Source organism: Devosia albogilva, from assembly GCF_042685625.1.
In the GTDB taxonomy this organism is placed as follows: Bacteria; Pseudomonadota; Alphaproteobacteria; order Rhizobiales; family Devosiaceae; genus Devosia; species Devosia albogilva.
Genome location: NZ_JBHUNP010000001.1, coordinates 194,046 through 216,045, shown reverse-complemented (window position 1 = coordinate 216,045; position 22,000 = coordinate 194,046). Strand labels below are relative to the sequence as shown.

Here is a 22,000-nt window from a genome sequence, read left to right as displayed (position 1 = left end):
CCGTGTACCGCACCGCCCCGCGGAAAGTCCGGGAATCCTTGCGTTTCAGCTAGAATCGACCAAGGGTTGCCGGGTCTGGGGTTCGCCAGCGTGGCGGGCATTCACTGTGAGGAAACGCTATGAACAAGAACGATCTGGTGGGCGTGGTCGCCGAGAAAGCAACCATCACCAAGGCACAGGCCGCCGAAGCGGTTGACGCGGTGTTCGAGGCCATCACTGGCTCGCTGAAGAACGGCGAAGAAGTTCGCCTCGTGGGCTTCGGCACCTTTGCCGTGTCGCAGCGCAAGGCCACCACCGGCCGCAATCCGGCCACCGGCGCCGAGATCCAGATTGCTGCCTCGAACCAGGCCAAGTTCAAGCCCGGCAAGGGCCTCAAGGACGCACTCAACGCCTAATCGAGCGCGCTCCTCGACATGGCCCCGAGCGCTCGACGCCGGGGCCATTTGTTTTGCGGTTGACGCCGATGGGCCGCGGCCCTTAATCAAGCGCACCGTTCGGGTCCATCCGGTCCCGCATGGGCGATTAGCTCAGTTGGTAGAGCGCCTCGCTTACACCGAGGATGTCGGCGGTTCGAGTCCGTCATCGCCCACCATTTTCCTTTGACATGCTGCATCAGGAAACGGCTTTTAGCCGTTGTTGTCGCCTGATTTTTCGCCGGCTTTCGGCCCCTCCGCAAAAATCTTGATCCAAACGCGATTTGGTCGCTTGACTTGCCGGTAGGGCACCGGTACACGGACCGCACGTTGCAGGAACGCCTCGCGTTCCCCGCTGCGGGAGTAGCTCAGTTGGTTAGAGCGCCGGCCTGTCACGCCGGAGGTCGCGGGTTCGAGCCCCGTCTCTCGCGCCACGCACCCCCTTCAAATCATTGAAGTTTTGGTAGTGGTGCCAAGAGCGTTCCCACTTCTTTAGCCGGCGATTTTTGCAGGCGTTCCCACTTCTGTCTCGCTTTCGTTCTTAGCCAGGGCGTTACCGGCTATGCGCATCATCTCGCGCAGCAGGGGTGCGGCGGCCACGAACCACTCACCCTTTTGGCGGTACGCAGCGAAACGGGCGTGGTAGCTCCGCTCGTCTGCGACGGTCCCCGGAACCGCGAGCATCAGATCGATTGCCGCCGGTAAGCTGGTTCGGTGGGCCGCTGCCCTTGTGAAGGGGTTTACTGAAAACCCTATCTTGATGCGATTGCCCACCTGCAAGAAGTAGACATAGCCAGCGGTGCGGGGTGCAGAGGCTGCCGTGGATCCGGCTTTGCGAGTCCGCTTCCACCTCTCTACCCATTCGCGTGCAATGGCATGTGCCTCCGGCCCGTCTCGCCCACACGGAACGCTCCGGAACCCAAGAGCCTTCATGGTGTCGGTCGGCTGGAAGTAGCCGTAGCCCTTCTTGACGCGGTAGTAGGGTATCTTCTCCACCATCTCGTTCACCTCAGCTTCGCCCGGCCACGGCGGCGGGCGGCTGTGACCTCGCGAATCGTCTCTGGGTTCACCGGCACGTAGGTCGCGAACAGCGCATTGGATGCGCTCAGCGTGTTGCCCATGGCGTGCGACAGTGCTTCTGCCGTTCCCCCACCCACGATAGCCTCGACGGCACCAGACCGACGGAAGTCGGCCATGGTGCGCCGTTCCGATTCCCCAAATTCGGCCGCGCGTACGTCTCGGAAGTCATCGCCCAGCGTGTCCTTGCTGTAGGGCTGGCCGGAGCGATTGCGGAAGATGAACGCATCGCCGTGGAGCTCGACACCGAGCCGCGCCAGATAGCTGCTCAATGCCCAGGCCGAACGCTTGCTGAGCGCCCCGCCGACGGGAGTGCCGGTCTTCCCTCGCTCCGTGAAGAACAGGTCGCCGTGGCCCGCGGTGGCGAGCTGAGATGCCCTCAAGTTCCGCACGTCGCCGGGGCTTAGCTGCGTGTCCCAGCCGGTAGCTATGGCTGCAGCGAGTCCGTAATAGCCCATGCGCCATGCTCGCTTGGCGAGCCGCACGGCCTCCCCTTCAATCCATGTCTCGTTGCGTCCCTTGGCTGCGACGTTCCGCACGCCGAGCGACGGATCGGCGTCACGGCGGCAGTAGCCCATTGCCGCGGCGACCTTCCACAGGGCGCGCCAGATCTTGATGACGCGATGCGCCTCGCGCAGGCTGACGTTCGTTTCGATCATCTGGCGGAAGGCCGAGATTGTCTGCAGGATCACGGCCGATGGCTTCACATCCCCGAACACCGGCTTGATGCGCTTCCATGCCCGGAACCAGTCTTCGCGCGTCCTGGGGGCCTTCGCCGCCCATTCTGCCGTGGTCCGGTATTCCTTGAAGGCAGCGCCGAGTGAGCCCGGCTTATAGATGGTCAGCGCCTCGGCGCGCTCCGGCGACAGGTTCTCGGTGGCCGTGGCCGCAGGAGAGGGTTGGCGCCCGGTGCGAGCATCATCCCACCGGCTGTTCCATTCTTCAGCCAAGCGGAAGGCATCGGGCCCGGCGGGACCAAGAGGCACGGAAACGAAGCCGAGCGCCTTCATCGCCGCAGTCGGCTCCCAGAATGCCCGGTTGTTGCGCTTGACCTTGTAGTGCCGGGGTGTGCCCCGTCCCACGCTCATCTCCCCATCGCCGCGATACGGGCCATGATGACGTTGCTATCCGTCAACGGGCCATCGTCTTCCGGCTCTTTCGCCAAGAGCTCAGCATTGCGCCGATCGATGTAACGATCAATGGCCTCGAGATCGTAGTTGCCGGTCACCGGGTCAGGCAGTGGAAAGCCATGGCCGAGGAGATCACCGGCCAGGTCGCGGAATCGCGCCTCGGACAGGCCGATTCGGCGCGCGGCGACTGCCGGCGGTACGCACCTGGGCTGAACGTGAAAGCGCATCGAGCCGTCAGGATGGCTGAGCGCCATCCGCCTCCATATTGACGACTACGGCGGTTCGCCCGATGGTCTCGCCATGACTGCTCCGAACGAAACGAACGCCCGCATAGTCCTGAGCCGGCACACACTCGCCACCTATGAGGCGGGTGCCATTGCCGAGGCGGAGCCCGTCGCGACGGCAGCGATGATCCGAAAAGAGATCACTATCCTGCAGGCCTTCGCCATGGCCCATCCGGAGAAAGCCATAACGCTGGGCGACCTGGTGCGCCGGTGGCAGGCTCTGGGTGACAGGCTGAAGGAACGGCTGAACTAGGTTCATCGCGTCTCTTTCCGGGCCATGATGTCGCCCTCGAACTTGGGTGTGGGAGGTGCAGAAGCGCGGCGCTGCTTTGGGGCCTTAGCGAAACCCGCTGAGCGGAGTTTCGGTGGCTTCCTGATGCCGAGGTGCTTCTTGCGAATGCGGTCGCTCTTGGCCTGCGCCTCGCGGTCCTGCTTCGTCTTCTCTCGATGCGCCGGCCGGTATGCGAGGCGGATGTTGCTCTCGCGGTTGCCGTGGCCTTCGCCGGTCCACATCGCGAGCGGAATGACGTGCTCGAAATCGTACTCGCCGGCCCGGAGTTTGCGCCCGGTCAGGTAGCAGCGCATGCCTTCGCGCTCGATGATGCGGAGCTTCACTCGGTCCGGGATCTTGCTGTCGGCGGTGGCGCCGATCCATTCGGGAACAGAGCGGCCCATCACAGCATACCCATCGTCTTCGCGCGCACCGCTGCCCAGTCCGGACGGTGCTTGATCTTGCCAGCGTCGATCGCATCAGCGATGGCGCGATAGCCGTTGGCACTGATCACGATGAAAGCGTCTTCGCAGCCCGGCTTGTCGCCGGTCGGCTCCATCAAGCCTCGGGCCACAAGGGAGCGGGCGACGTCATCCGGCACCACCTGAGCGAAGCCGACATGCGCCATGCTGGACAGGCGAGCGAGCTGGTTCTTTCCGAGCCTAGCCATGATCGATCTCCGCCCTGCCGGCATCCGTCAGATGGAAGCGAAAGCCGTCCTGCGTCTCTTCCACCCTCAGCAGCCCAGCCCTTTCCATCCTCCGCAAAGACTTGTGGCCTTCACGTGGGATGGAGGTTTCTACGCCTGGGCAGATGGACCCGCCGGCGTTGTTGATGAGGTGGAGGAGCTGGCGCTCTTGGGCAGTGAGCTTACGCATCGGCGCCGCTCCGCTTCTGCTTGATCGCGTGATCGATCTTGGCGATGGTCAGGAGCGCAGGCTTCAACTCTGCCGGGGCGCTGTCATAGGCCATCACCCGGGTGGCCTTGCCGCCATTCAGGCGGGGCAGCACGCCGCGCGGGATCGCCTCCCAATTCGACGGGTCCGTGTTGAGCTTGTTGCCGTCCAGGCACTTGAGCGCATGGCCTTCCGGCACCGGCCCGTTCTTCTGGGTCCAGAGGTGCACGTGCTTGTGCACGTACCGGCGGCCGTAGCCGGTGTGCGGGTTCGTTTGGGCCACGCTGATCTCGACATAGCCATCTTTGTTGATGCGTTCATGACCGAGGTACTTGGTGTTATGCGGCTCCTGGCCCTTCCTGAACTGCGTCTTGCGGGCTGTTGTCACGCTTCGGCTCGTTCACGGCCCCTCTGTGTCCGGCGTTCGCTTCAGCTATCAGCATGCCATGTATGAGACGGGCCGCATCTTGGCGCAGCCATCAGAGGACACGTTCCAGGTTGAGATATTCCCGGCCGTCCGTATGGCCATTCCTGCCGGAGCGCAGCTTGAGGCCGAGAAGCCGACAGTTCTGTGCCATCTCGCAACGGACGCCGAGATGGATCTGGAATTCCCTGCTGCCGGCATGGCCCGGCCGTCCGTTAACTTCGTCGAGGCCGTGGACGTCTGGAACGCCCTTGCGCTTGAGGTGGCGTGATGGCGATCAAGTCCATTCGCATCCTGTGCCGCATCGAGTTCCCGTCGAAGACCTTTCGGCTCTGGGATGGGGCAGGGCCCTGCCTTGATGCCGATGGCGAGGTCTGGATCGGCGCTCGGCTCAATGAAGGACTCGACCAGATCGAGAGCGCCATGAACGGGGAGGCTGCCACGCTGGTGCTTTCTCTCTCCGGTATCGACCAGGACATTTCAGATCTCGCCTATGAGGACCTTGAGGCGGGCGAAGTCATTGGTGCCAAGGTGCAACTGCTCATCCAGCCCTGTGACGAATGGGATCAGCCTGTTGGCAGTCCGGAAGTCCGGTTCACTGGGTTTGTCGACAACATGCCGAGCGATGACACGGTGAGCGGCGATCAGATCGTCTCCACCATCATGCTTGAGGTGCGGAACAGGTTTGACCTGCGAACGCTTACCAGCGGGGCCGTGCTTTCGGACGTGGACCAGCGGGCGCGCTCGGCAGTACTCAACCCGTCTACGCCGCCAGACCGCTTTGCGGAGCGTGTCCCTGGCTTGGCCGACAAAGTGATCGTGTGGCCTCGGTTTAGCTGATGAGCAACTGGACCAGGCAAGACACCCGCGCCTTGATCGAGGTAGCGGAGGAGCGTCCACGCATGTCGGTCGGCGTGGTGCGCGTGATCCGGCGCCACCATGGGGAAGATCGCCTCGTGGAGCGCATGGCCCTCTTCGAAGACTTCGTGCGCCAGACGCAACGGCAGCCATTCGTATGGGGCGCCTCAGACTGCTCCCTGATGGTGGCGGATTGGTGCGTGATGAACGGCCATTCGGACCCCGCAGAGAACTGGCGGGGGCAGTACCGCACCGAAGATGAGTGCAGGAAGCTGCTGGTGCCTCGTGGTGGGCTTTCAGAGGTTGTGCGGGCCTGTGCGCAGTTGGCTGGCCTGAAAGCGCTGCACGAGCCGGAATTCGGATGCGTGGCGGTGATTGGGTCGCGTTCGAACCCAGGCCGGCAATGGTCGGCGATTTGGAACGGTCGTCGGTGGGCAGTGCGATGGCACGCCCGCGGAGAAACCAACTGGACGCCCTTCGTGGCGCCAGTGCTCGGAATGTGGCGGGTGTAGATGCCGACAGGTCTTGAAGCCATCCTGCTGCCCTACATCATTCAGGCAATGGGCGCGATCGGCATCCCGCTAGCGACCATTGCGGCTTCGGCCACGCTGGTTGCTGCCGCTGCTTCCTACCTGTTGCTGGCCGGTGCCGCCTATCTAGTTTCAGCGGCATTCGCTCCACCGAAGCCGGAAGCACCGAAGCCGGAGGATGGGAAATACAACCTCAAGCAGAGCGTGCCGCCGCTGGTCTACGTTCTGGGGCGGGTCAAGAAGGCGGGCGATTACGCGCTTCTCGAAGAACGCGATGGCGTGGCTCACCACGTCATGGTGACGGCGGCTCATCACATCAAAGGCTTCGTGCAGCATTACCTGCACGATGAAGCGGTGACGCTCTCAGGCTCCGGCGTCGTGTCTCCTAGTCACTTCGTTGTTGAGGGCGATCCCAAGGTGCGGATTGAAACTCGAAACGGCGATAGCCTGGGCGCCGTCTATGCGCCAGTAAAGGCGGCGTTCCCGGAAATATGGGGCGACCATCACCGCGGCGATGGGCTGGCCAGTGTTTATATGCGGGCATTCTCTGTGCCCGCAGAAGATCTGCAGAAAGTGTTCCCCTCGGGAATGCCTCAGCACCTTGCTGAGATCGAGGGGCATGACCGGCTCGTTGACCCCCGAACCGGCGTTCCTGGCTATAGCACCAACCTTGCGGTGTTCCGCTACTGGCACCTGACCCACCCTGTGGGCGGCAGGTTGACTGCCGCTGATCTCCACACTGCGGATTGGGCGCATGCTGCGAACGTCTGCGACGAGGCAGTCAGCAATCGCTCTGGCGGCGTCGAGCCTCGCTATCACGGCGGCCTATGGTTCAGGGCGAACAACGACCCGGTGCAGATCGGCAGACTCATGGATCAGGCCGCCGAGATGGTCCTTTACGAGCGAGCCGACGGCAATGTCGGCGTTCACGCCGGTGAGTTCGTGGAACCCGATGTTCGGCTTACGGCCAACGACCTGCTCTCGGTCTCATACGACCCGAACAAGCGGCGCTCCTCCAACGTGCTTGCGGTGCGCGGGAGATATACGGATCCGGCCAAAGGCTACAACACGGCAGACGCCGCGATCTATGGCATCCCGTACCCTTCGGAGGATGAACGCACCAAGACGGTCGAGAACCAGGCGGTGCAGCGTCACAACCACATTGCTCGCCTGCAGAAGCTCGCATTCATTCGAGCCAATGCGCCGAGAGTGAAGATCGTAGCTCACTTCGAACCGGCAAGGGAGGTGCCCTATCGGCGCTTCGTCCGGGTGCACTACCCGCCGAAGATGACGGAGGCTATTGTCGAGATCACCGGTCGGCCGACGCTCTCGCTGCGCAGCCTCACCTATGAGTTCGAGGGTATAGTTGTCCCGCCGACGTTGTACGCATTCAGCGCGGCGACGGAGGAGGGCGAGCCGGGCGCTAATGTGTTGCCGATCGTTCGGCAAGATGTGCCGGTGCCGACAGACTTCACTGTGCAGATCGACAACGAGGAAGTCGGCAGCGGTGCAAGTGCGGCCTTCGCCTTGGCGTCGTTCGATTTCCAGAACGCGACGTTCCAGTACGAGCTCGAATGGCAACCAACCGCCGGTGGGGCTGTGCAGCAGACTATAGGCGCCGCGGGGGCAACGGAGGTCCGCAGCGGCTTTCTTGCAGACGGTGTGGAATATCGCTTTCGGGCTCGCACATGGTCCTCTGGAACATCGTCTGACTGGACGGCGTACCAGGTTCTCACCGCCACTGCAGACCCAAACGCGCCTAACGCCGTGACCGGCGTCGGTGCCGTGGGCGGGGCAGGGCAAGTCACCTTCACCTGGACCGCTCCGAACAGCGCCAACTATGTTGGCGCACGGCTCTATCTCAACGGCGCGAACGACTTCGGCAGCGCTACTCTGGCCGGCGTCGAGTACGGCGCGCCGAACGTGGCTGACAGCCGCACGATCAACGGACTTAGCGCCGGCACAGCCTATGGTTGGGTGGTCGCTATCAATGCCTCTGGTGTCGAGGCCGCCCCGATTGCCACCGGGTCTCTAACCATCACCTGACCACCATCAAAGCTCTGACCACCTTGGCTCGCTTCGGCGGGCCTTTTCCGTTTGAGGAATCGCCCCATGGCACTTGTCACCCCCGATTCAGTCTTCCGCCGATATGTGACGGCAGGCGTGCCCGATAGCGGCAAGCATGAACCGGACAAGTCGGAGATCATCCAGCTTCTCAATCTGCTGTTCGGCGTCTCGCGCGGCGGCTGGGTTGTGGCGAAAACCCGCGCTGAGTTGCTCGGGGTTACCCCCGACAAGGAGACGGATGGCGGCGTGGTTCTCAATGACAGCAATGCCTCGTACAACGGCTATTACCAGCGGGATGGAGGCTCGTGGGTCAGGGAGCGTGGCTTCCCTGACACGTTCGCCAAGGTTGAGCTGTCTGGATCTGGTACTGCCCAGACTGGCGCTGTTGTTGCTGGCGTAAATCCTGCCGGCGTGGAGGTGTTCTTCGGCCGCGCCACCACTCCGAACACCGGGCCGCTAACCCTCTCCATCAGCGGCGGCCCTGCGCGCCAGGTCGTGAACCTCGCCGGTAATCCACTCTCTGCCGGCGAGTGGACCGGCATAGTGATGTTCTATCTGAATGAAGTTGGGCAGTATCAGCTTTTGATCGACGCTGGGGCTGCTCTGGCTGCGGCAGCAAGTGCGACAGAGGCGGGTCAGGATGCTGATCGAGCAGAGGCGGAGGCTGACCGCGCGCAGGCGGCAGCGGACGCAGCGGCGGGGGTGGTTGGAGCGGCGCAGGCTCCGCAGTTTCCCACAATCGCAGCAGCGCAGCTTTTTGATCCGGCTACTGTCCCTGACTACATTCGAACCGAAGGCCGGGACACTGTTTCAGATGGAGGCGGCGGCCTTTACGCCGCCACCGAAACGGAGCCCGCCACCCAGCCGAAGTTTTTCAACGCCAACGTCAACCGCTGGTTTACTGGCACAGAAACCGTCATGGACATCATGCGGTTTGGCGCCCGGCGCCTGGGGTCAGGAACTTCCGGGGTGATCGCGGATAACGATATGGCCCTTGCCGACTCGAAGGAGTGGCTTCATGGGCGGCTTGTTGCTGGCGCATCGCCCGAGTTGCAGTTTGGGCCGGGTGTTTACGATTATTCCCAGTTTCCAGACATCGCTCGTAACCGTGCTCACATCATAGGCAAAGGCGAGGTGAAGCTGCGCTTCCACGGTTCTGGCAACGCCGTTGTCCTGGACGGAAAAGCCAACTCGGATGCCGAGGCAGGCCCTGTATCCGATGGCGTCTGGGAAATGAAATTCATGGGCTTTCAGGTGGAGGCCCCCCTAAGCGCGAATGGCGACGGGATCGTGATCAAGGGCATTCACGAAAGCGACTTCGACATAGAAACCCGTGGGGCGAGACATGCTGGCCTTCGCCTGCACTGGCTCGTTTCATCGCGTATCAAGTATCGCTGCGCCCGCAACGGCTTCGGATGGTACAAGGAAGCGGAGCCGGATTATGGCATCTATGTTGATGACCACGACACGCCGCTCTATTTTGGCGGTGGACCGAACCCGGACTACACGGCAACGTCTTTCTGCCATATCCACTGTGACCTGACCTCGACGCCCTATGGGATTTTCCATAACCTGTCGAATGGCAACATGGTCAGGGGGACGTTCCAGTCGCATGACTTCGTCGGCGTCTATATGGGTGCTGACTGTCAGGACAATGTGCTGTTCAACTCCGACATGGAGGCCAACCTGGACACAGCGCTCCTGTGCTTGGGTAAGCACAACACGATCAGCAATTCCGTGAGCCTCGACCCGGTGGTTTTAGACGGGGCCGCCGAGGGGAACCGGATACTCGGGGGGATGTACGAAAGCATCTACCTTGCACCGACCACCACCGGGAATGTGATCGAGACAAACTATAACCGAAGCGGAACGAGTACGATCACCGACAACGGGCTGCGGAACAGCATCGCCCGCTCTTTCGATGTCGTGACAAAGCAGTTCCGGTCCAGAACCAAACAGACGCTTTCCATCATGCCTTCGGGCACCGTCTACACATACCAAAACCAATATGGGGATCCGGTCGTTCTTGGACTGTCAGGCGGTACCGTGGAAGGCATTGCCATTAACGGCGAAGGCATTGCCCCGCCTTCTGTGGGTGGCGGGCAATATATCCTGCCGCCTGGCGCGACTGCTCAGTGGGACGCTTCCGCCGCTCCTACGGCGAAGGTGTGGGGGCTATAGGCGCAATTCCTAGGACTGCGCCGTTGGCCCCCTTCTCTATAGAGTACCACCCTCGCTGGGGAGCTACCGCAAACAAATCCCCAAAACGTTCGCTAAACTCTGGGTCCACGCTGCCAAGCATCACGTAGTCGAACGCTGCCAGCTGATCGCGGAACCAGTTTTGATCGACATCACACGACCAAACATCGCCTTCATGCCGTGGCTGGCCGAGGCTGAAACAGCCTCTGCTCACTGGCGATGGTGTGAGGGAATACATAGTCATATAGTAATGCTCCCCATTGGTTCCGTTCCAAAGCACGTAGGTGCTAGCTCCGGCCGCGATGCTGCTTGGCGCCTCTCGTACGATGTCGTCCACCGAAGCGCGTACCGCAAACGACGCATTGGAAGATGGGTCAAGAACGGTGGGAATCTGAACAAGGAGCCCTAGTCCGGCAAATACCATTAGGATGATTAGAGCACCTGACCTGGCGGCCTCGTGGACCGGCTTTTGCCCCCCACGCAGCAGGAAGGCTACTCCAACGATGAAAATTGGGAGCAGAAAGGTATTAGTATACCGTTGGAAGGAGGCGAGCCGGACACCCTCATAGGCCGAGAATGAGAAAAGATAGAGAATGATGAGGAGGCCGACATAGAGGCAGAATCCCGCCATGGCCACCACACCGAAGGTTATAGGGCCGGCAACCCCCCTTTTAGTCTGTAACAGCGTTGCCATGAATAGAAGGGCAGCAGCGGAAAGCAAGACGGTCTTTAAGTCGTATCCGGGGTATGCAAATGACCAGCCCCCAGCTGCCTCGCCGAGAGTAGTCATAGTTTGTGAAAAGCGCTGTCCAAATCCATCCTGCGCGACGCCCTGTAGGATCGAAGACGGAGACAACGAAAAGTTGAAGCCCTCTGTAGGCCCGAGAAATGTTATTCGTACACGGTTCACCAAATACGCCAAGAACGCCGGCAGGAGAGATGCAATGAAGGCCGGCCAGTGCCATCTTTCCGCGAAGACCAGGCGATCAATCAATCGATCCATAAGAATGACGCCACTCACAAACAGCGAGATGACGAGCCCTATGTCCTTAAACAACGGCAGCGGGGCCGCTACGAGGGCGGCGAAGAGGATGGACCCGGTGTCTCTGCCGCTCAAAAAATAGATGGCCAGCGAAGCGCCTGCGAATACCGCAAGCGGCGCGTCAATCAGTATGTCGCCAATGCCGCCAAGCCCAACAAAGAGATGCAGTAATGCGACTATTACGACCGCCAGTGGAAGGTACACATGTGGTCTGTTCCAGCCGATATGGGTGAAAAGGACCGCGAGCCCCCCGAGCTTCAGAAAAGTCTGCGCAAAGATCCAGTTCTGCTCCGAATTCCCTCCGATCAGGATTTGCCAGATCGCAGTGCCGAAGGGGTAGCCATCGAACAGTATGTCCCCGGTCGAGGGATATCTTCCCGATCCTAGTAAAAAACGGACGACTTGACCCCAGTGGGAAAACTCATCCCAGGAAAGCAGCAACAATCCCCGCGAGAGAGCATATGCTGCGATGGCTAAGAGGGAGAAAATAGCCAAGCCCGGAGAAAGCCGCGTAACCAGCTGACTTCGATTTGTGATGCAATATCCGAGAGCCGTTACGCCGGCGGCCCACAGCGCCGGACGAAACGCTACGACCGGGACCAGATAGCCTCCGATCCAGCCGATCAGCAATATGCTGCTTATTGTGACCGGCAGCAGCACCTCGACCTGTCGCCTCAGTGCAATACTAAGACCTAGAGCCACAAGAATGACTGATGCCGTGGAAAAAAGAACGGACATGCACCGGCCTTATTCGTTGTGTTCAAGGGCCTGATGTCGTTGCCGACACGCCTGTCCTTTGATATGCGGTCGCCACCCTTCCAACGCGGTTAGGTGCTGCAGTGGCCAAAGTCAATATCGCACATCCGTGGATCGTGATCCCGGCCTACAATGAGGAAGAGGTTATTGGCGGCGTCGTCCGCGCAGTTCGAGCTGAATATGCCAATGTGGTAGTTATAGACGATTGCTCCCGCGATGATACCGCCGCCGCGGCACTGGCAGCCGGCGCGCACGTCTGCTCGCACCCGATCAACCTTGGCCAGGGAGCGGCACTCCAGACGGGGATAGATTTCGCCCTCGCCCAGGGAGCGGACGCAATCGTCACTTTCGATGCTGACGGGCAACATTCGTTAGTAGACGCTGCTGCCATGATTGATCGATTAAGGGATGGTGATGCTGACGTTGTGCTTGGAAGTCGTTTCCTTGGCGGGACCGTGGGCATGCCCAGAGCAAAGCGATGGCTTCTGAAGGCGGCGATCTTCTACACGAGGCTGACCTCGGGCTTGAAAGTAACTGATACCCACAATGGGCTAAGGTGCTTCAGTCGGCATGCTGCTCAGACAATACGCATTCGCCACAACAGAATGGCGCATGCCTCCGAGATTCTGAATAAGATTGGCTCCGAGAAACTCCGGTACGCAGAGGTGCCTTGCACCATCACTTACACGGACTATTCTAAGGCTAAGGGTCAGAGAATGACAGGTGCGATAGCGATTCTGTCGGACCTGGCGATTGGGAAGCTATACAAATGATTATCCAATTGCTTCTGTGTGTCGCGCTTGCCTTGATCTTTATCTACGCCGTTTCGCAGCGCCGGCGCGCTTTCCTTCCCGCACTGAGTATGGCAGCAGTGGCGCTTGCTGGCGGGGTTCTCGTCCTGTTGCCACAGCTAGCAAATGATATTGCGCACGTCGTCGGCGTCGGACGAGGTGCCGATCTCGTCCTCTACTGCCTTGCAGTTTTGACGCTAGCGGCCGTCTTGAATATTCACTTAAGGCTTCGATCCGACCGTGAGGTAGTGACCGAACTCGCCCGACGACTGGCGATCCAGTCTGCGAAGGTTAGGGATGAAGGCTGAGCGATTGCGTGCGCTGCCATTCAACGTCGGCGCCCTGGCTGGGGCTGTCAACCCTTCCCTTTGTTGGCAAATTGCTCGCTACGGTGTCACTGGGATATGCACGGTGGCCGTGTACGTTGGCCTGCTTTGGATCCTGCTACGAGCAACCGCCCTGCCTGAAACCGCTGCCAATGCAGCGGCGTACGCGGCAGCTAACCTGCTAAACTACTTGCTTCACTTCTATTGGTCTTTTCGGTCGAAAAGGACGCATTCGCAGGCGTCTTGGCGCTTCCTTTCGGTGGTGGTGACCGGCGCCGTCCTGAACAGTGCTGTCGTTGAGCTGCTAGTGCAGCTTGGCTTGCCAGTGGAATTGGCGGCTCTCATTTTCGCGGCCCTCTGGCCGATTGCATCTTTCGTGAGCCTAAAGCTCTGGGCGTTGCGCTAGCAGTTCACTAAGCGCGAACGCCATGGACCTCCACCAAAGCTCTGGAGCTGGCGCCTTAGCCCTGCGCGTCGATTGCTCGCCACAGTACAGAGTGGCAGCGCTCTGCGGCGCGAACCCAGATCTGGAGCGGCTGCGCTGGATTATCGTTGTGGGCAGCTTCGCGGACCGCCGCCTCAACCGTCTCCGGCCCCAAGCCGGCTAGCTGTTCGTAAGTCCAAGGAGATAGTTCGGCCAGATCGCTGAGCGTCAGTCGGGCACTATGGAAGGTCATTTCGTCCTCCTCGAATGGCTGGGAAATGGCGAAATGACGACAAACGTTCCTCTCTGAGGCATGGGAATAGTGGGGATCACGTGTCTTGATGGGGATGAGCGCACTGGAGATGGCGCGGGTTGCTGATGGCCATAGGGGCAGCACCAGAACTGTAGGCGGCGCACCGTCCGCAGCTCCAGCAACGAACACGTTCACCTGAATAATCAAGCAACCGGCGGCTCGGCGGTGATGGGGTGGTACTCAAGATCTCTGCAGAGCGGTGAGTCATAACCAGTCTGCATAGACGGCCGTCCCGTCCGCTCAGAGAAGAATAGCACCACGTTGTAGGCACCCTCGCTGGAACGCTGGCCTAGCCACTCTTCAACGCGCTCAACGGGCCTTGTTGCTGGCGGCTTGCCCGCCTCTGGCATGCCTCGCAAGCAAACGTACCACCGTTGCGGTGAGAACGGTCCAGCACCCAAGGTCCGCCAAGGCTTTGAGATCGTGACTACCGACAGATCGCCGCCGCGTTGCTGGACGACACGCGCCGCTTCTATCTCGTAGCTCTCGGGGTAAGGGAGCGCATCACCTGAGAACTGCAGAGTGCTGAGGCTCGTGTTTTGACTAGAGCAGCCCACAAGGGCGGCTGCCAAGACTAGCGCCAGAATTGACCTAAGCATCCCAAGCCCCCCCGGCGCCCAGCTGGTTGAATAGTGGGCATGAGTTCGCTGTTGTTGCAACCCACCACCAACGCTCACTGACTAGTTGGTTGGGCCATCTTCGGTGTCACGATCAGGTAGCCGTCGCGATGGAGCGCAACCTCCACCTCGCCGCGCGTCAACCCGATGATCCTGTCGTCGACCTCAGTGGTCGCGAAGTATCGCCATTGCATGTTCTGCAGGTGTGCCGGGATCGCTGCATCAGGGCCGAATGGCAAGACCAGCATTTGAGTTGGCTGTCCGTCCTGGTGAAGCTCTGAAACGTAGACGTTGACCTGCACCGGGTCACTCCAAGGCGGGGAATATGCCATCGGTGCAGTTTATCAGTTCGAAGCTGACGGCAGGGTGACAAGCCGTGGAGTGGGCCGCCGCTGGTAAGGGCACCAACGACGGCCGCAAACGCCACAGAGAGCCTGAATTTGGGATTGCAGGGCGTCTCAGAGCACCTGATGATGCACAGGCGAATTCAGCAGCGTCAACGGTTTGCCGCTCATCCCAAAGGCTAAGGCGCCTGGGGATCGCGCCTACCGCTCCACCGGCTTGCTGTAGAGCCTGACCATGTTCTTGCTGCCGGCTGTTTGCCAGTAAACCCGGGCAATCGAGTCACGCGCTCGACCGCTGCGGAACACGTCGACGCCCAGCACCTTGCGCGCCGCGTCCTCTGGCGACGTCGCTTCGACCTCCACCGGTGGCGCCGGCGTCTCCGGCCGCAAATCGAAAACCTGAAACTGCACTGCTCACTCCTGACCGGCCAAAGGCACCGGCGGGACGACATTCGGCAACTCACAACATCACTGGAGACCATCATGGCCAAGGGCAACTTTGCCCCGGCCCTTGCGGACGTGCTTGTCCACGAGGGCGGATATACTGCTGACCCGCGCGACCCGGGCAACTGGACTGGCGGGAAGCGCGGCGCTGGCGTGCTCAAGGGCACCAAGAAGGGCATCAGCGCCGCTGCGTTCCCGCACCTCGACATCAAGGCGCTGAACGACAACCAGATCGCCGAAATCTATCGCGCACGGTACTGGGTGAAGATCCGGGGCGACGAGCTGCCGGCCGGGGTTGACCTGTCTACGTTCGACTACGGCGTCAACTCGGGCGTCTCACGTTCGGCCAAAGACCTGCAGCGCGTGCTTCAGGTTGCGGTCGACGGCATTGTTGGCCCCGCCACCATTCTCGCGGCCAAGTCCGCCGATCCGCGCGCCACGATCAAGGCCCACTGCGGCCGGCGGATGAGCTTTCTCAAGTCGCTCGCCATCTGGAACACCTTCGGCAAGGGCTGGTCGCGCCGCGTGGCCAACGTCGAGGCCAAGGCTCTGTCCTGGGTCAGCAGCAAGGCGCAGCTCGAGGCGGACGCAAAGGCGGCTCGCGACAAGGCTGTGGCGCAGGGCAGCGGCGCGGCGGTCGGCACCGGCGGGGGCATCGGCGTCGACCAGGCGCCCGACCTCGCCGGGCTGCCGGTCTGGGTCATCGTCGCGATCGTCGCCGCCGTCGTGATCCCTCTCGTCATCCGAACCATCGTCAACGCACAGCGGGCGCAGGCGCTCGCCTCTGTGGCCAAGGAGGCCTGACTAACATGATCAACCGCATCTGGCTCGCCATCGTCCGGTTCCGGACGTGGGCATTCAACATCCTCCTGGCGATGCTGTTCATTGCGCCGGAGATACTCAACTCGCCCGAGGTGCTGGCCATCATCCCGGCCGAGTATCAGCGTTGGTTTCTCGTCGCTGCCTTTCTCGTGAACATCTGGATGCGGCCTCGTCCGGCGACCGTGGCCAGCGATCCTGAGGTGCAGGTGAAGAAGACGCTGCAGCACGTCGACGGTCCTGCCGTCGTCGAGGTGAAGGCACCCGATGGGGTGAAGGCCCGCATCCATGCTTAGGGCCATTCTCGACTGGCTCGGCGGCGGCGTGCTCAAGCAGTTCACCGGCCCGCTGCTGGAAGCGTACCAAGCGAAGCTGCGGGCGCAGAACGACACCGAGAAGCTGGACGCCGAGCTGACCATTCAGCGCATCGAGACCGCTCGCGACATCGCTGTCGTCGAGGCGGGCAGGGCGTGGTCCGCGACGTCCGTGGGGCGGTGGCTGATCGTGGTTCCGTTCGGGCTGTGGTGGTGCGCAATATACCTGGTGCAGATCATCAACCCTTGGTTCGGCCTTGAGCTCGTGGTCATCGACGTGCCGCCGCGCATCCATGACATGGCTCTGGTGCTGGTGCCCGCCATCGTCATTGCCGACGCCGGCGCGTTCGCCGCCCGATCGATAGGGAGGCGCCCATGATCCTCCTCCGCGTCAGAGAGAAGATCCCGCTCCGCATCACCGAATGGCTGTGCGGGATCACCATGATCATGATCGGGCTATACCTGGTCGTCTGGCCGACGGCGTTCGAACGCTCTGGCCTGATGGGCTTTGCCTCGATCGCGCCGTTGGGCACATGGGTCGGGGCAAGCCTGATCCTCGGCGCTGCCCGTGTCGGTGCCCTGGTCCTGAATGGCCATCGGCCGACGGTGTCCGCCCCGATCCGGTGTGCCGTGGCGGTGGCCGGGGTAGGGCTATTCTCGTCCATCGCCGCGGGCTTCGCCATGGCGACGAATGAGCATGGTCCGCCCCTCGGCATCATCCTCGCACTGGCTCTGATGATCGGTGATCTCTTCAACTCGGCCCGCGCTGGCGTCGATACCTACAACGCGGTGAGGAGCGGGTCGTGGATTGGTTCACTGCACTAGAAACGCCCACCCAGGTGGCCATCATCGGCGTTCTGGCGGGGCTCGTGACCGCCGCTGGCGCAGTGGTGGTCGCGATCGTCAACAACCGCAAGGCCGGCGGTGGCAAGGCCGAGATAGCGGCGCTCACCGTCGACTCGTCTTCGATCAAGATGGTGGCAGGCGCCCTTGAGGGGCTGAACCTGACGCTGATCGAGCAGACCAAGGTCGGCGAGGACCTGGTGATCGTCATCCGCGGCGCCACCAAGGAAGTCGAGGAACTGCGTCGAGAAGTCCGCGCGCTGACCGACAAGATGCGGGGGTGACGGCCTTGCTTATGGTCAAGGCCGTCACGCTGCAGCGGTTATTGAAGCTCCCGCTCGGCCTGCACAGCTGTCCCTACTAGCTTGACAGTCAGGTAACCGCCCGCTGGAGCAAGCACGATTACCAGTATCGCTGCTCCGATTGGGGAGCCGTGGAAGGTGGTGCTCAGCACCGCCCAGCCGACGGTGATTATCGAGAGCCAAAGATAGCTGGCCAGGAGCGCTATGCCTGGAAAAGCTGCCCAGAAGGCGGAAGCGATAGAGCGCCGCTCTGGAATGGAGGTCGTCATGATGTACTTCCCACGATGGACCGCGCCCGCGACGTAGCCGGCGGGACCAGGAACCTGATGATTGAATCTGAAGTGGTGCGGCTGCCTCAGGCAGCAGGCGGTCCACAAGCCCAGAAGAGCGTCCACGCGTGCCCATTCGGAACGGTAGACGCCTTGTTCAGGTCATGGCCGGCTAAGACATAGCCGTGCCGGGGAAGTGTCGGGGTGGAAGGCGGCGCGCAATGGGTGGCACGTTCTCCCGCGCCTGGCCCATCGCTTTCCAGCCAGTAGATTGCCCCGTGGACAGGGGTAAGCAGTTCCGTATCCGCGGGGCCATACTGCCTGGCTTCCACGACTGGAGAGGCCACCTGCAAGATGAGCAGGAGGGCCGCAAGTGTCGCAACGAAGCTCCTGAGTAGGGTCAAGGCATGGTCCGGAACTCTTCCGCGACCCTTGTGCACTCGCGGTTTCGCCTCGTCTAGGTGCGCGCGACTAAATGATCTCGCCGGAAGCAGCAAAAGACCACCGTCGGCGGGCCGGCCGGCGGTGGTCATCCTGGAGGGTCCAAGAGCTGCGTAAGCCGATGTTAGTGGGAGTCCGGCGATAGCCCCGCAGCGACACCACAAGCCTTGCCGACGTGGACCGTTGCTAATGTGATCCGCAGCAATCTTGTTCTCATTCCGTTCACGGTGCTAGCGCTGTCGCTCTCCAGGAGGAGAGTCGATGTCCACGCTGCGGCAGATGCAGGAAGAAGGCTGGCGTATCACGCTGCACTGCACCGCGTCTGCGGACCGTCTCTGCGCCCATAGCTGGACGCCATCATTCGATCAGCTGATCCAGTACCTCGGGCCCGACACCGATCTAGTTGTTGATCGGTCGGGACTGCAGCGGTTCAGGTGCGAGCGCTGCGGCAGCCGTGGCGTCACAGTCATCGTTCACCCGCCAGATGAGATCGAGCATCGGGCCTATGGCGGGCATGCGAATGGACGCCAGCCACTCACTTACGACCAGGCTTTAGCCGCCGAGATGGAGCGCCGCCGGCAGATGCGGCTCTACGGCCTCAAGACCAATGCAGAAGTCGCAGCGGAGAGCCGTGAACGGCTGAAACGGGAGCGGCGGGCACAGAAGTCGGACAGCGGCCTTATCGGCCCTGTGAGCCCGTATCTGAAGGGCAGAGTGCCGAAGCGCTGAACGTGGTCTGCAGGCGCAAGCCATGACTGGACAGCTGCCGCGTGATGCCAGCGAGTTGTTGCTCCAGATGTGCGACGGCGGGGGATCCTGTGGACCCCATATCCGAGAGTTCCTGAATCCACAGGGTGTATAGCCGCCTATATTGCGCCAGGAGCGCCTTGCGGTCGTGCTGAACCTCCACCTCGATCTTCGATGGCGGAGGAACTTCGGCGATAGCGGGAGCACGCTGACGCAGTTGGAGGGCAATGACGCGCCACAACCTCTCGTCGCTAGGCACAATGCTCTCCGCTTGCGTCTGAGTATGCCCGTGCAGTCGGTTGGTCTGAGGCGCCAGCTTCACCGGCAGCGGAGACGATGGCGGCCAGCAACGTGGGGTAGTCAATGGGCTTCGCCACCCAAGGTGCCGACGGCAGGTGCGGACATACTTCCCTCTGGAGGCCACTGACGTAAACGAACGGAATGGATTGCTCTAAAAGCGCCTCCACCACCGCGTCGCACATCCCATCCCGAAGGTATACGTCGACCGTCGCAAACTGCACGACGCCAGTTTGGATCAACTGCAGTGCCGCCTTCTCGCCTGCCGCCACATGGGCGGTCCCCACCCCGCGACTAGTGGCGAAATGCTCCAGCTCGGCGCTGATGAAGTATTCGTCTTCGACGATGAGCATCGTCTCGATGTGCGCGAGTGCGTGCACGATCGATCTCCTTGGCGCAGCCACTCCCGCGTGGAGCAGCCTCATCCGAACAGGAACATCCGATGGTCAGGGTGCACTTGCACGACGGGCAGCGCAGGCCCGTGTAGTCTGATGACACTATCGCCAACCTATGTGGCCCAGCAATATCATGTGACACTGCTGACTTCACAATGAGGGGCGATAACGGTGTTAGTCTGGCGAACTGTTGGGCGAACGCTGCCGCTCGTGTTCCAGGATCGCCTCGATCTTGGCGCGCTGATCGGGTGTCGCCACGACGGCCAGTTCGCCCAGCAGAGCCCTGATGTCCTCAATTGCCGTCAACGCATGCCCGGCCATCTCGGCGGAGCCCACCCTCACTTCCCAACGGTGGCTCTGGAGCAGACAGCGATAATGCTTGATCAGCCGGTCCAGCTCCGCAGGGGAAAGGTCCTGCCGCGGATCAGTGGCAACGGCTCCTGAGGCGTCGACTCTGTCGTCCAGACGGTGCATGCAGCGGAAAATGCACTCAGCCGCTTCTGCGGGCAAGATGGTCAATGAATGACGTCGGAACCGCCGCCAGATGCACCATCATTCTTGCCCGGCTCCATTTCAGAGCTGCGTTGCGCCAGAAGCTGCTCAAGCGCTCGGAACCAGTACTCGGTCTCGCGGCCAAACGGGCGACCATCCTGCTCCCACAGGTGATACGCAGCCTGGCGCACGCGCTGCTCGAAATCCATATCGACGAACTTTTCAGTGTTCTCGTACATGTCGACGCACCTCCCGATGAGGATCAACGTTGATCGTGACACTGCGATCCATCCGATAACTGGGCGGAACCGACAGCTGGCCGCGGTATTGAGTCGGCCATGCACCGGACCTCCTCATGGCGGGCGTAGCGCCCGACGTACGCCAAAAGCGGTCACCCCGCAGGGACTCGGAATCTACCTCCCGCCTTCAACCTCTCCCCGACATGGACCCGAAGCTCGTCGATGCGCCGCCTGCCGGTGACGACTGGCTGCACGAGATCAAGTTCGACGGGTATCGCACACAGCTGATCATCGATGCGACTGGCGTCCACGCTTTCACCAGCGGTCGGCATGACTGGTCGGACCGGTACCGGTCCATTGTCGAAGCCGCCTCCTCCCTCTCGCTGCCAGCCATCATCGATGGCGAGGTGGCGGTGCAGGACGAGAACGGCGTAACCCAGTTCGGCGAACTCCGCTCCGCCATCTTCAAGGCGCCGCACCGACTGGTGTTCTTCGCCTTCGATCTTCTCCACCTCAACGGACAAGATTTGCGTGACTGGCCGCTCGAGGATCGTCGCGAGCTACTGCACGGCTATGTCGAGGGCCTGGAGCCGGTGATCGCCTTCAGCGAGAGCTTTGATGGCGAGGGCGCCGACTTCTTCGCCTGGGCGGAGGGCAGGGGGCTTGAGGGCATCGTATCGAAGCGCAAGGGCAGCCGCTATGTGCGCGGCACGTCCGACCTGTGGCAGAAAACAAAATGCTGGGTGGTCGACGACTTCGATGTCATCGGCGTCAAGAAGGGGGACGATGGGCTGCCCTATGCCCTCTTTGCCCAGGAGGGCGTCAGGATGGGCGCCGCCATCGTGTCGCTGCCGAACAAGCAGCGCGACCTGTTCTGGCGCTATGTCGAGACGGCCGGCACGGACCAGCCGTCAGACCGCCGCTGGCGGGAGAAGAGCACGACCTGGCTGCCGCCCGGCACCACGGCCACCGTGCGATTCCTCCGGGGCAGCGAGCGGCTGCGACATGCGAGCATCAAGGAACTGCGGATCAGTTCTGACCGGGCGTGAGGAGCAGATACTGCTCCCCCTCGTCATTCTCGACGCTCGTCGGGTGCCCCGGCCTGCCAGCGCCCGTGATCTTTACGATCTGGAAAAGTGCGAGGTGCTTGCCTTCGGGTGACCGGCCGATGATCCGCCAGCCATCGTCCCGCAGATCAGCTTGCCATCCATCATGGTTGAATTCGAGGACGTTCGGCCGTGGCTCGCCCGGCACCCCGTCCTGCTTCCTGAACACTGGCGGTTCCCGATAGGGAGTTCGCGCTTTGCGTACGGCTGAGATCAACAGCTCCCGCACCTGGTCATAGGTCCAAAGAGCAGATGGTGAAGCGGAAGCCATCAACTCGTCTGCGATCTGCTCGTGGGTGTTCCCACTTCGGGGCCTGTTGCTCATGTTTCCGGCTTCCTGAAAGTGGGAACGCTGCCTTGGATGGCAACACATATCCCAAGGCCTGTCACGCCGGAGGTCGCGGGTTCGAGCCCCGTCTCTCGCGCCATCCCTTCCTATATTAGATGTTGTAAATCTGCTCGTAGGCGCCACTGCTGCTTCGCGGACCTTCAACTTCCTGGATGGCCGATTTTTAGCCCTTCCATCTCGC

At 61.6% G+C, this 22,000-nt stretch carries 33 protein-coding genes and 2 tRNA genes; 19 read left to right on the top strand and 16 right to left on the bottom strand.

Annotated features, from left to right (window positions below):
• Nucleotides 1-119: 119 nt before the first annotated feature.
• From ACFSX5_RS01160 to ACFSX5_RS01150, 3 genes are all read left to right on the top strand, one after another.
• On the top strand, nucleotides 120-395 hold the full coding sequence (locus tag ACFSX5_RS01160; protein WP_386830984.1) for an HU family DNA-binding protein: 276 nt from the start codon (nucleotides 120-122) through the stop codon (nucleotides 393-395).
• Between the two features lie 121 nt (nucleotides 396-516).
• Nucleotides 517-592: transfer RNA gene (locus ACFSX5_RS01155), tRNA-Val, on the top strand.
• A gap of 178 nt (nucleotides 593-770) precedes the next feature.
• Nucleotides 771-847, top strand: a tRNA-Asp gene (locus tag ACFSX5_RS01150).
• A 58-nt stretch (nucleotides 848-905) separates the two neighbouring features.
• On the opposite strand, the gene ACFSX5_RS01145 is transcribed toward ACFSX5_RS01150, so the two are convergent.
• From ACFSX5_RS01145 to ACFSX5_RS01135, 3 genes are read right to left on the bottom strand one after another with little or no spacing between them, the layout of a single operon-like run.
• On the bottom strand, nucleotides 906-1,412 hold the full coding sequence (locus ACFSX5_RS01145; RefSeq protein WP_386835542.1) for a GIY-YIG nuclease family protein: 507 nt from the start codon (nucleotides 1,410-1,412) through the stop codon (nucleotides 906-908).
• 5 nt (nucleotides 1,413-1,417) lie between these two features.
• Nucleotides 1,418-2,572: a hypothetical protein gene (locus tag ACFSX5_RS01140; protein WP_386830982.1), complete on the bottom strand. Its 1,155-nt coding sequence runs from the start codon at nucleotides 2,570-2,572 to the stop codon at nucleotides 1,418-1,420.
• Between the two features lie 2 nt (nucleotides 2,573-2,574).
• Complete coding sequence (locus tag ACFSX5_RS01135; protein WP_386830980.1) at nucleotides 2,575-2,874, bottom strand: hypothetical protein; 300 nt, start codon at nucleotides 2,872-2,874, stop codon at nucleotides 2,575-2,577.
• Between the two features lie 46 nt (nucleotides 2,875-2,920).
• Here ACFSX5_RS01135 and ACFSX5_RS01130 point away from each other — a divergent pair, with 46 nt between their 5' ends.
• Nucleotides 2,921-3,157: a hypothetical protein gene (locus ACFSX5_RS01130; RefSeq protein WP_386830978.1), complete on the top strand. Its 237-nt coding sequence runs from the start codon at nucleotides 2,921-2,923 to the stop codon at nucleotides 3,155-3,157.
• Between the two features lie 2 nt (nucleotides 3,158-3,159).
• Here the strand turns inward: ACFSX5_RS01130 and ACFSX5_RS01125 are convergent, their stop codons facing one another.
• From ACFSX5_RS01125 to ACFSX5_RS01110, 4 genes are read right to left on the bottom strand one after another with little or no spacing between them, the layout of a single operon-like run.
• A complete protein-coding gene (locus ACFSX5_RS01125; protein WP_386830977.1) occupies nucleotides 3,160-3,579 on the bottom strand; it encodes an HNH endonuclease in 420 nt (139 codons plus the stop codon).
• Entirely contained in the window at nucleotides 3,579-3,845 is a 267-nt protein-coding gene (locus tag ACFSX5_RS01120; protein WP_386830975.1) for a hypothetical protein, read from the bottom strand. The genes ACFSX5_RS01125 and ACFSX5_RS01120 overlap by 1 nt, the downstream gene beginning before the upstream one ends.
• Nucleotides 3,838-4,053 carry a hypothetical protein gene (locus ACFSX5_RS01115; RefSeq protein WP_386830973.1) on the bottom strand — a complete coding sequence of 72 codons (216 nt, stop codon included), beginning with the start codon at nucleotides 4,051-4,053 and terminating at the stop codon, nucleotides 3,838-3,840. Before ACFSX5_RS01115 ends, ACFSX5_RS01120 begins: the two co-directional genes overlap by 8 nt.
• A complete protein-coding gene (locus ACFSX5_RS01110) occupies nucleotides 4,046-4,459 on the bottom strand; it encodes an HNH endonuclease signature motif containing protein (protein ID WP_386830971.1) in 414 nt (137 codons plus the stop codon). Before ACFSX5_RS01110 ends, ACFSX5_RS01115 begins: the two co-directional genes overlap by 8 nt.
• Nucleotides 4,460-4,517: 58 nt before the next feature.
• Between ACFSX5_RS01110 and ACFSX5_RS01105 the strand changes: the two genes are divergently transcribed.
• The 5 genes from ACFSX5_RS01105 to ACFSX5_RS01085 all read left to right on the top strand — a co-directional run bounded on the left by ACFSX5_RS01105 (nucleotide 4,518) and on the right by ACFSX5_RS01085 (nucleotide 10,131).
• Entirely contained in the window at nucleotides 4,518-4,766 is a 249-nt protein-coding gene (locus ACFSX5_RS01105; protein WP_386830969.1) for a hypothetical protein, read from the top strand.
• Complete coding sequence (locus ACFSX5_RS01100; RefSeq protein ID WP_386830967.1) at nucleotides 4,766-5,335, top strand: hypothetical protein; 570 nt, start codon at nucleotides 4,766-4,768, stop codon at nucleotides 5,333-5,335. The genes ACFSX5_RS01105 and ACFSX5_RS01100 overlap by 1 nt, the downstream gene beginning before the upstream one ends.
• On the top strand, nucleotides 5,335-5,865 hold the full coding sequence (locus tag ACFSX5_RS01095; RefSeq protein WP_386830965.1) for a DUF6950 family protein: 531 nt from the start codon (nucleotides 5,335-5,337) through the stop codon (nucleotides 5,863-5,865). Before ACFSX5_RS01100 ends, ACFSX5_RS01095 begins: the two co-directional genes overlap by 1 nt.
• Nucleotides 5,866-7,929: a hypothetical protein gene (locus tag ACFSX5_RS01090; RefSeq protein WP_386830963.1), complete on the top strand. Its 2,064-nt coding sequence runs from the start codon at nucleotides 5,866-5,868 to the stop codon at nucleotides 7,927-7,929. It begins immediately after the preceding gene.
• 66 nt (nucleotides 7,930-7,995) lie between these two features.
• Entirely contained in the window at nucleotides 7,996-10,131 is a 2,136-nt protein-coding gene (locus ACFSX5_RS01085) for a hypothetical protein (protein ID WP_386830961.1), read from the top strand.
• Here the strand turns inward: ACFSX5_RS01085 and ACFSX5_RS01080 are convergent.
• On the bottom strand, nucleotides 10,106-11,929 hold the full coding sequence (locus ACFSX5_RS01080; RefSeq protein WP_386830959.1) for a hypothetical protein: 1,824 nt from the start codon (nucleotides 11,927-11,929) through the stop codon (nucleotides 10,106-10,108). The two genes, ACFSX5_RS01085 and ACFSX5_RS01080, sit on opposite strands and share 26 nt — an antisense overlap.
• A 101-nt stretch (nucleotides 11,930-12,030) precedes the next feature.
• On the opposite strand from ACFSX5_RS01080, the gene ACFSX5_RS01075 reads away from it, so the two are divergent.
• From ACFSX5_RS01075 to ACFSX5_RS01065, 3 genes are read left to right on the top strand one after another with little or no spacing between them, the layout of a single operon-like run.
• The gene (locus ACFSX5_RS01075; protein ID WP_386830957.1) at nucleotides 12,031-12,720 is read left to right on the top strand and encodes a glycosyltransferase family 2 protein; all 690 of its coding nucleotides are present in this window, start codon (nucleotides 12,031-12,033) and stop codon (nucleotides 12,718-12,720) included.
• A complete protein-coding gene (locus ACFSX5_RS01070; protein ID WP_386830955.1) occupies nucleotides 12,717-13,046 on the top strand; it encodes a DUF2304 family protein in 330 nt (109 codons plus the stop codon). Before ACFSX5_RS01075 ends, ACFSX5_RS01070 begins: the two co-directional genes overlap by 4 nt.
• Nucleotides 13,036-13,470, top strand: a complete 435-nt coding sequence (locus tag ACFSX5_RS01065) for a GtrA family protein (RefSeq protein WP_386830953.1) — start codon at nucleotides 13,036-13,038, stop codon at nucleotides 13,468-13,470. The genes ACFSX5_RS01070 and ACFSX5_RS01065 overlap by 11 nt, the downstream gene beginning before the upstream one ends.
• Nucleotides 13,471-13,525: 55 nt before the next feature.
• Here the strand turns inward: ACFSX5_RS01065 and ACFSX5_RS01060 are convergent, their stop codons facing one another.
• The 3 genes from ACFSX5_RS01060 to ACFSX5_RS01050 all read right to left on the bottom strand — a co-directional run bounded on the left by ACFSX5_RS01060 (nucleotide 13,526) and on the right by ACFSX5_RS01050 (nucleotide 15,173).
• On the bottom strand, nucleotides 13,526-13,741 hold the full coding sequence (locus ACFSX5_RS01060; protein WP_386830951.1) for a hypothetical protein: 216 nt from the start codon (nucleotides 13,739-13,741) through the stop codon (nucleotides 13,526-13,528).
• Between the two features lie 733 nt (nucleotides 13,742-14,474).
• The gene (locus tag ACFSX5_RS01055) at nucleotides 14,475-14,720 is read right to left on the bottom strand and encodes a hypothetical protein (RefSeq protein WP_386830949.1); all 246 of its coding nucleotides are present in this window, start codon (nucleotides 14,718-14,720) and stop codon (nucleotides 14,475-14,477) included.
• Nucleotides 14,721-14,963: 243 nt separating this feature from the next.
• On the bottom strand, nucleotides 14,964-15,173 hold the full coding sequence (locus ACFSX5_RS01050; RefSeq protein WP_386830947.1) for a hypothetical protein: 210 nt from the start codon (nucleotides 15,171-15,173) through the stop codon (nucleotides 14,964-14,966).
• A gap of 72 nt (nucleotides 15,174-15,245) precedes the next feature.
• Here ACFSX5_RS01050 and ACFSX5_RS01045 point away from each other — a divergent pair, with 72 nt between their 5' ends.
• From ACFSX5_RS01045 to ACFSX5_RS01025, 5 genes are read left to right on the top strand one after another with little or no spacing between them, the layout of a single operon-like run.
• Entirely contained in the window at nucleotides 15,246-16,010 is a 765-nt protein-coding gene (locus tag ACFSX5_RS01045) for a glycoside hydrolase family 108 protein (protein ID WP_386830945.1), read from the top strand.
• Nucleotides 16,011-16,015: 5 nt separating this feature from the next.
• A complete protein-coding gene (locus tag ACFSX5_RS01040) occupies nucleotides 16,016-16,321 on the top strand; it encodes a hypothetical protein (protein ID WP_386830943.1) in 306 nt (101 codons plus the stop codon).
• Nucleotides 16,314-16,718 carry a hypothetical protein gene (locus ACFSX5_RS01035; RefSeq protein ID WP_386830941.1) on the top strand — a complete coding sequence of 135 codons (405 nt, stop codon included), beginning with the start codon at nucleotides 16,314-16,316 and terminating at the stop codon, nucleotides 16,716-16,718. Before ACFSX5_RS01040 ends, ACFSX5_RS01035 begins: the two co-directional genes overlap by 8 nt.
• Nucleotides 16,715-17,164 carry a hypothetical protein gene (locus ACFSX5_RS01030; protein WP_386830939.1) on the top strand — a complete coding sequence of 150 codons (450 nt, stop codon included), beginning with the start codon at nucleotides 16,715-16,717 and terminating at the stop codon, nucleotides 17,162-17,164. The genes ACFSX5_RS01035 and ACFSX5_RS01030 overlap by 4 nt, the downstream gene beginning before the upstream one ends.
• The gene (locus ACFSX5_RS01025; RefSeq protein WP_386830937.1) at nucleotides 17,143-17,466 is read left to right on the top strand and encodes a hypothetical protein; all 324 of its coding nucleotides are present in this window, start codon (nucleotides 17,143-17,145) and stop codon (nucleotides 17,464-17,466) included. Before ACFSX5_RS01030 ends, ACFSX5_RS01025 begins: the two co-directional genes overlap by 22 nt.
• Before the next feature lie 38 nt (nucleotides 17,467-17,504).
• Here ACFSX5_RS01025 and ACFSX5_RS01020 read toward each other — a convergent pair whose 3' ends face one another.
• Nucleotides 17,505-17,753, bottom strand: a complete 249-nt coding sequence (locus ACFSX5_RS01020; RefSeq protein ID WP_386830935.1) for a hypothetical protein — start codon at nucleotides 17,751-17,753, stop codon at nucleotides 17,505-17,507.
• A gap of 702 nt (nucleotides 17,754-18,455) precedes the next feature.
• On the opposite strand from ACFSX5_RS01020, the gene ACFSX5_RS01015 reads away from it, so the two are divergent.
• The gene (locus ACFSX5_RS01015) at nucleotides 18,456-18,923 is read left to right on the top strand and encodes a hypothetical protein (protein WP_386830933.1); all 468 of its coding nucleotides are present in this window, start codon (nucleotides 18,456-18,458) and stop codon (nucleotides 18,921-18,923) included.
• A 269-nt stretch (nucleotides 18,924-19,192) separates the two neighbouring features.
• On the opposite strand, the gene ACFSX5_RS01010 is transcribed toward ACFSX5_RS01015, so the two are convergent.
• From ACFSX5_RS01010 to ACFSX5_RS01000, 3 genes are all read right to left on the bottom strand, one after another.
• Nucleotides 19,193-19,618, bottom strand: coding sequence for a hypothetical protein (locus ACFSX5_RS01010; protein ID WP_386830931.1), 426 nt, complete (start codon nucleotides 19,616-19,618; stop codon nucleotides 19,193-19,195).
• Nucleotides 19,619-19,807: 189 nt separating this feature from the next.
• A complete protein-coding gene (locus ACFSX5_RS01005) occupies nucleotides 19,808-20,152 on the bottom strand; it encodes a hypothetical protein (RefSeq protein WP_386830929.1) in 345 nt (114 codons plus the stop codon).
• A complete protein-coding gene (locus ACFSX5_RS01000) occupies nucleotides 20,149-20,364 on the bottom strand; it encodes a DUF2934 domain-containing protein (RefSeq protein ID WP_386830927.1) in 216 nt (71 codons plus the stop codon). The genes ACFSX5_RS01005 and ACFSX5_RS01000 overlap by 4 nt, the downstream gene beginning before the upstream one ends.
• Before the next feature lie 203 nt (nucleotides 20,365-20,567).
• On the opposite strand from ACFSX5_RS01000, the gene ACFSX5_RS00995 reads away from it, so the two are divergent.
• A complete protein-coding gene (locus tag ACFSX5_RS00995; RefSeq protein WP_386830925.1) occupies nucleotides 20,568-21,413 on the top strand; it encodes an ATP-dependent DNA ligase in 846 nt (281 codons plus the stop codon).
• Here the strand turns inward: ACFSX5_RS00995 and ACFSX5_RS00990 are convergent.
• Nucleotides 21,394-21,795 (bottom strand): hypothetical protein, encoded by a 402-nt coding sequence (locus tag ACFSX5_RS00990; RefSeq protein ID WP_386830923.1) that lies wholly within the window; start codon nucleotides 21,793-21,795, stop codon nucleotides 21,394-21,396. The genes ACFSX5_RS00995 and ACFSX5_RS00990 overlap by 20 nt on opposite strands.
• Between the last annotated feature and the right edge of the window lie 205 nt (nucleotides 21,796-22,000).

Excerpts from the sequence above, each read along its gene's own strand:
- ACFSX5_RS01095 (WP_386830965.1), top strand. The coding sequence starts at position 5,335 with ATGAGCAACTGGACCAGGCAAGACACCCGCGCCTTGATCGAGGTAGCG.
- ACFSX5_RS01125 (WP_386830977.1), bottom strand. The coding sequence starts at position 3,579 with ATGGGCCGCTCTGTTCCCGAATGGATCGGCGCCACCGCCGACAGCAAG.
- ACFSX5_RS01115 (WP_386830973.1), bottom strand. The coding sequence starts at position 4,053 with ATGCGTAAGCTCACTGCCCAAGAGCGCCAGCTCCTCCACCTCATCAAC.
- ACFSX5_RS01030 (WP_386830939.1), top strand. The coding sequence starts at position 16,715 with ATGATCCTCCTCCGCGTCAGAGAGAAGATCCCGCTCCGCATCACCGAA.
- ACFSX5_RS00995 (WP_386830925.1), top strand. The coding sequence starts at position 20,568 with ATGGACCCGAAGCTCGTCGATGCGCCGCCTGCCGGTGACGACTGGCTG.
- ACFSX5_RS01135 (WP_386830980.1), bottom strand. The coding sequence starts at position 2,874 with ATGGCGCTCAGCCATCCTGACGGCTCGATGCGCTTTCACGTTCAGCCC.
- ACFSX5_RS00990 (WP_386830923.1), bottom strand. The coding sequence starts at position 21,795 with ATGAGCAACAGGCCCCGAAGTGGGAACACCCACGAGCAGATCGCAGAC.
- ACFSX5_RS01065 (WP_386830953.1), top strand. The coding sequence starts at position 13,036 with ATGAAGGCTGAGCGATTGCGTGCGCTGCCATTCAACGTCGGCGCCCTG.
- ACFSX5_RS01130 (WP_386830978.1), top strand. The coding sequence starts at position 2,921 with ATGACTGCTCCGAACGAAACGAACGCCCGCATAGTCCTGAGCCGGCAC.
- ACFSX5_RS01045 (WP_386830945.1), top strand. The coding sequence starts at position 15,246 with ATGGCCAAGGGCAACTTTGCCCCGGCCCTTGCGGACGTGCTTGTCCAC.
- ACFSX5_RS01020 (WP_386830935.1), bottom strand. The coding sequence starts at position 17,753 with ATGACGACCTCCATTCCAGAGCGGCGCTCTATCGCTTCCGCCTTCTGG.
- ACFSX5_RS01120 (WP_386830975.1), bottom strand. The coding sequence starts at position 3,845 with ATGGCTAGGCTCGGAAAGAACCAGCTCGCTCGCCTGTCCAGCATGGCG.
- ACFSX5_RS01060 (WP_386830951.1), bottom strand. The coding sequence starts at position 13,741 with ATGACCTTCCATAGTGCCCGACTGACGCTCAGCGATCTGGCCGAACTA.
- ACFSX5_RS01040 (WP_386830943.1), top strand. The coding sequence starts at position 16,016 with ATGATCAACCGCATCTGGCTCGCCATCGTCCGGTTCCGGACGTGGGCA.
- ACFSX5_RS01035 (WP_386830941.1), top strand. The coding sequence starts at position 16,314 with ATGCTTAGGGCCATTCTCGACTGGCTCGGCGGCGGCGTGCTCAAGCAG.
- ACFSX5_RS01000 (WP_386830927.1), bottom strand. The coding sequence starts at position 20,364 with ATGTACGAGAACACTGAAAAGTTCGTCGATATGGATTTCGAGCAGCGC.
- ACFSX5_RS01070 (WP_386830955.1), top strand. The coding sequence starts at position 12,717 with ATGATTATCCAATTGCTTCTGTGTGTCGCGCTTGCCTTGATCTTTATC.
- ACFSX5_RS01105 (WP_386830969.1), top strand. The coding sequence starts at position 4,518 with ATGTATGAGACGGGCCGCATCTTGGCGCAGCCATCAGAGGACACGTTC.
- ACFSX5_RS01085 (WP_386830961.1), top strand. The coding sequence starts at position 7,996 with ATGGCACTTGTCACCCCCGATTCAGTCTTCCGCCGATATGTGACGGCA.
- ACFSX5_RS01100 (WP_386830967.1), top strand. The coding sequence starts at position 4,766 with ATGGCGATCAAGTCCATTCGCATCCTGTGCCGCATCGAGTTCCCGTCG.
- ACFSX5_RS01080 (WP_386830959.1), bottom strand. The coding sequence starts at position 11,929 with ATGTCCGTTCTTTTTTCCACGGCATCAGTCATTCTTGTGGCTCTAGGT.
- ACFSX5_RS01015 (WP_386830933.1), top strand. The coding sequence starts at position 18,456 with ATGTCCACGCTGCGGCAGATGCAGGAAGAAGGCTGGCGTATCACGCTG.
- ACFSX5_RS01160 (WP_386830984.1), top strand. The coding sequence starts at position 120 with ATGAACAAGAACGATCTGGTGGGCGTGGTCGCCGAGAAAGCAACCATC.
- ACFSX5_RS01145 (WP_386835542.1), bottom strand. The coding sequence starts at position 1,412 with ATGGTGGAGAAGATACCCTACTACCGCGTCAAGAAGGGCTACGGCTAC.
- ACFSX5_RS01090 (WP_386830963.1), top strand. The coding sequence starts at position 5,866 with ATGCCGACAGGTCTTGAAGCCATCCTGCTGCCCTACATCATTCAGGCA.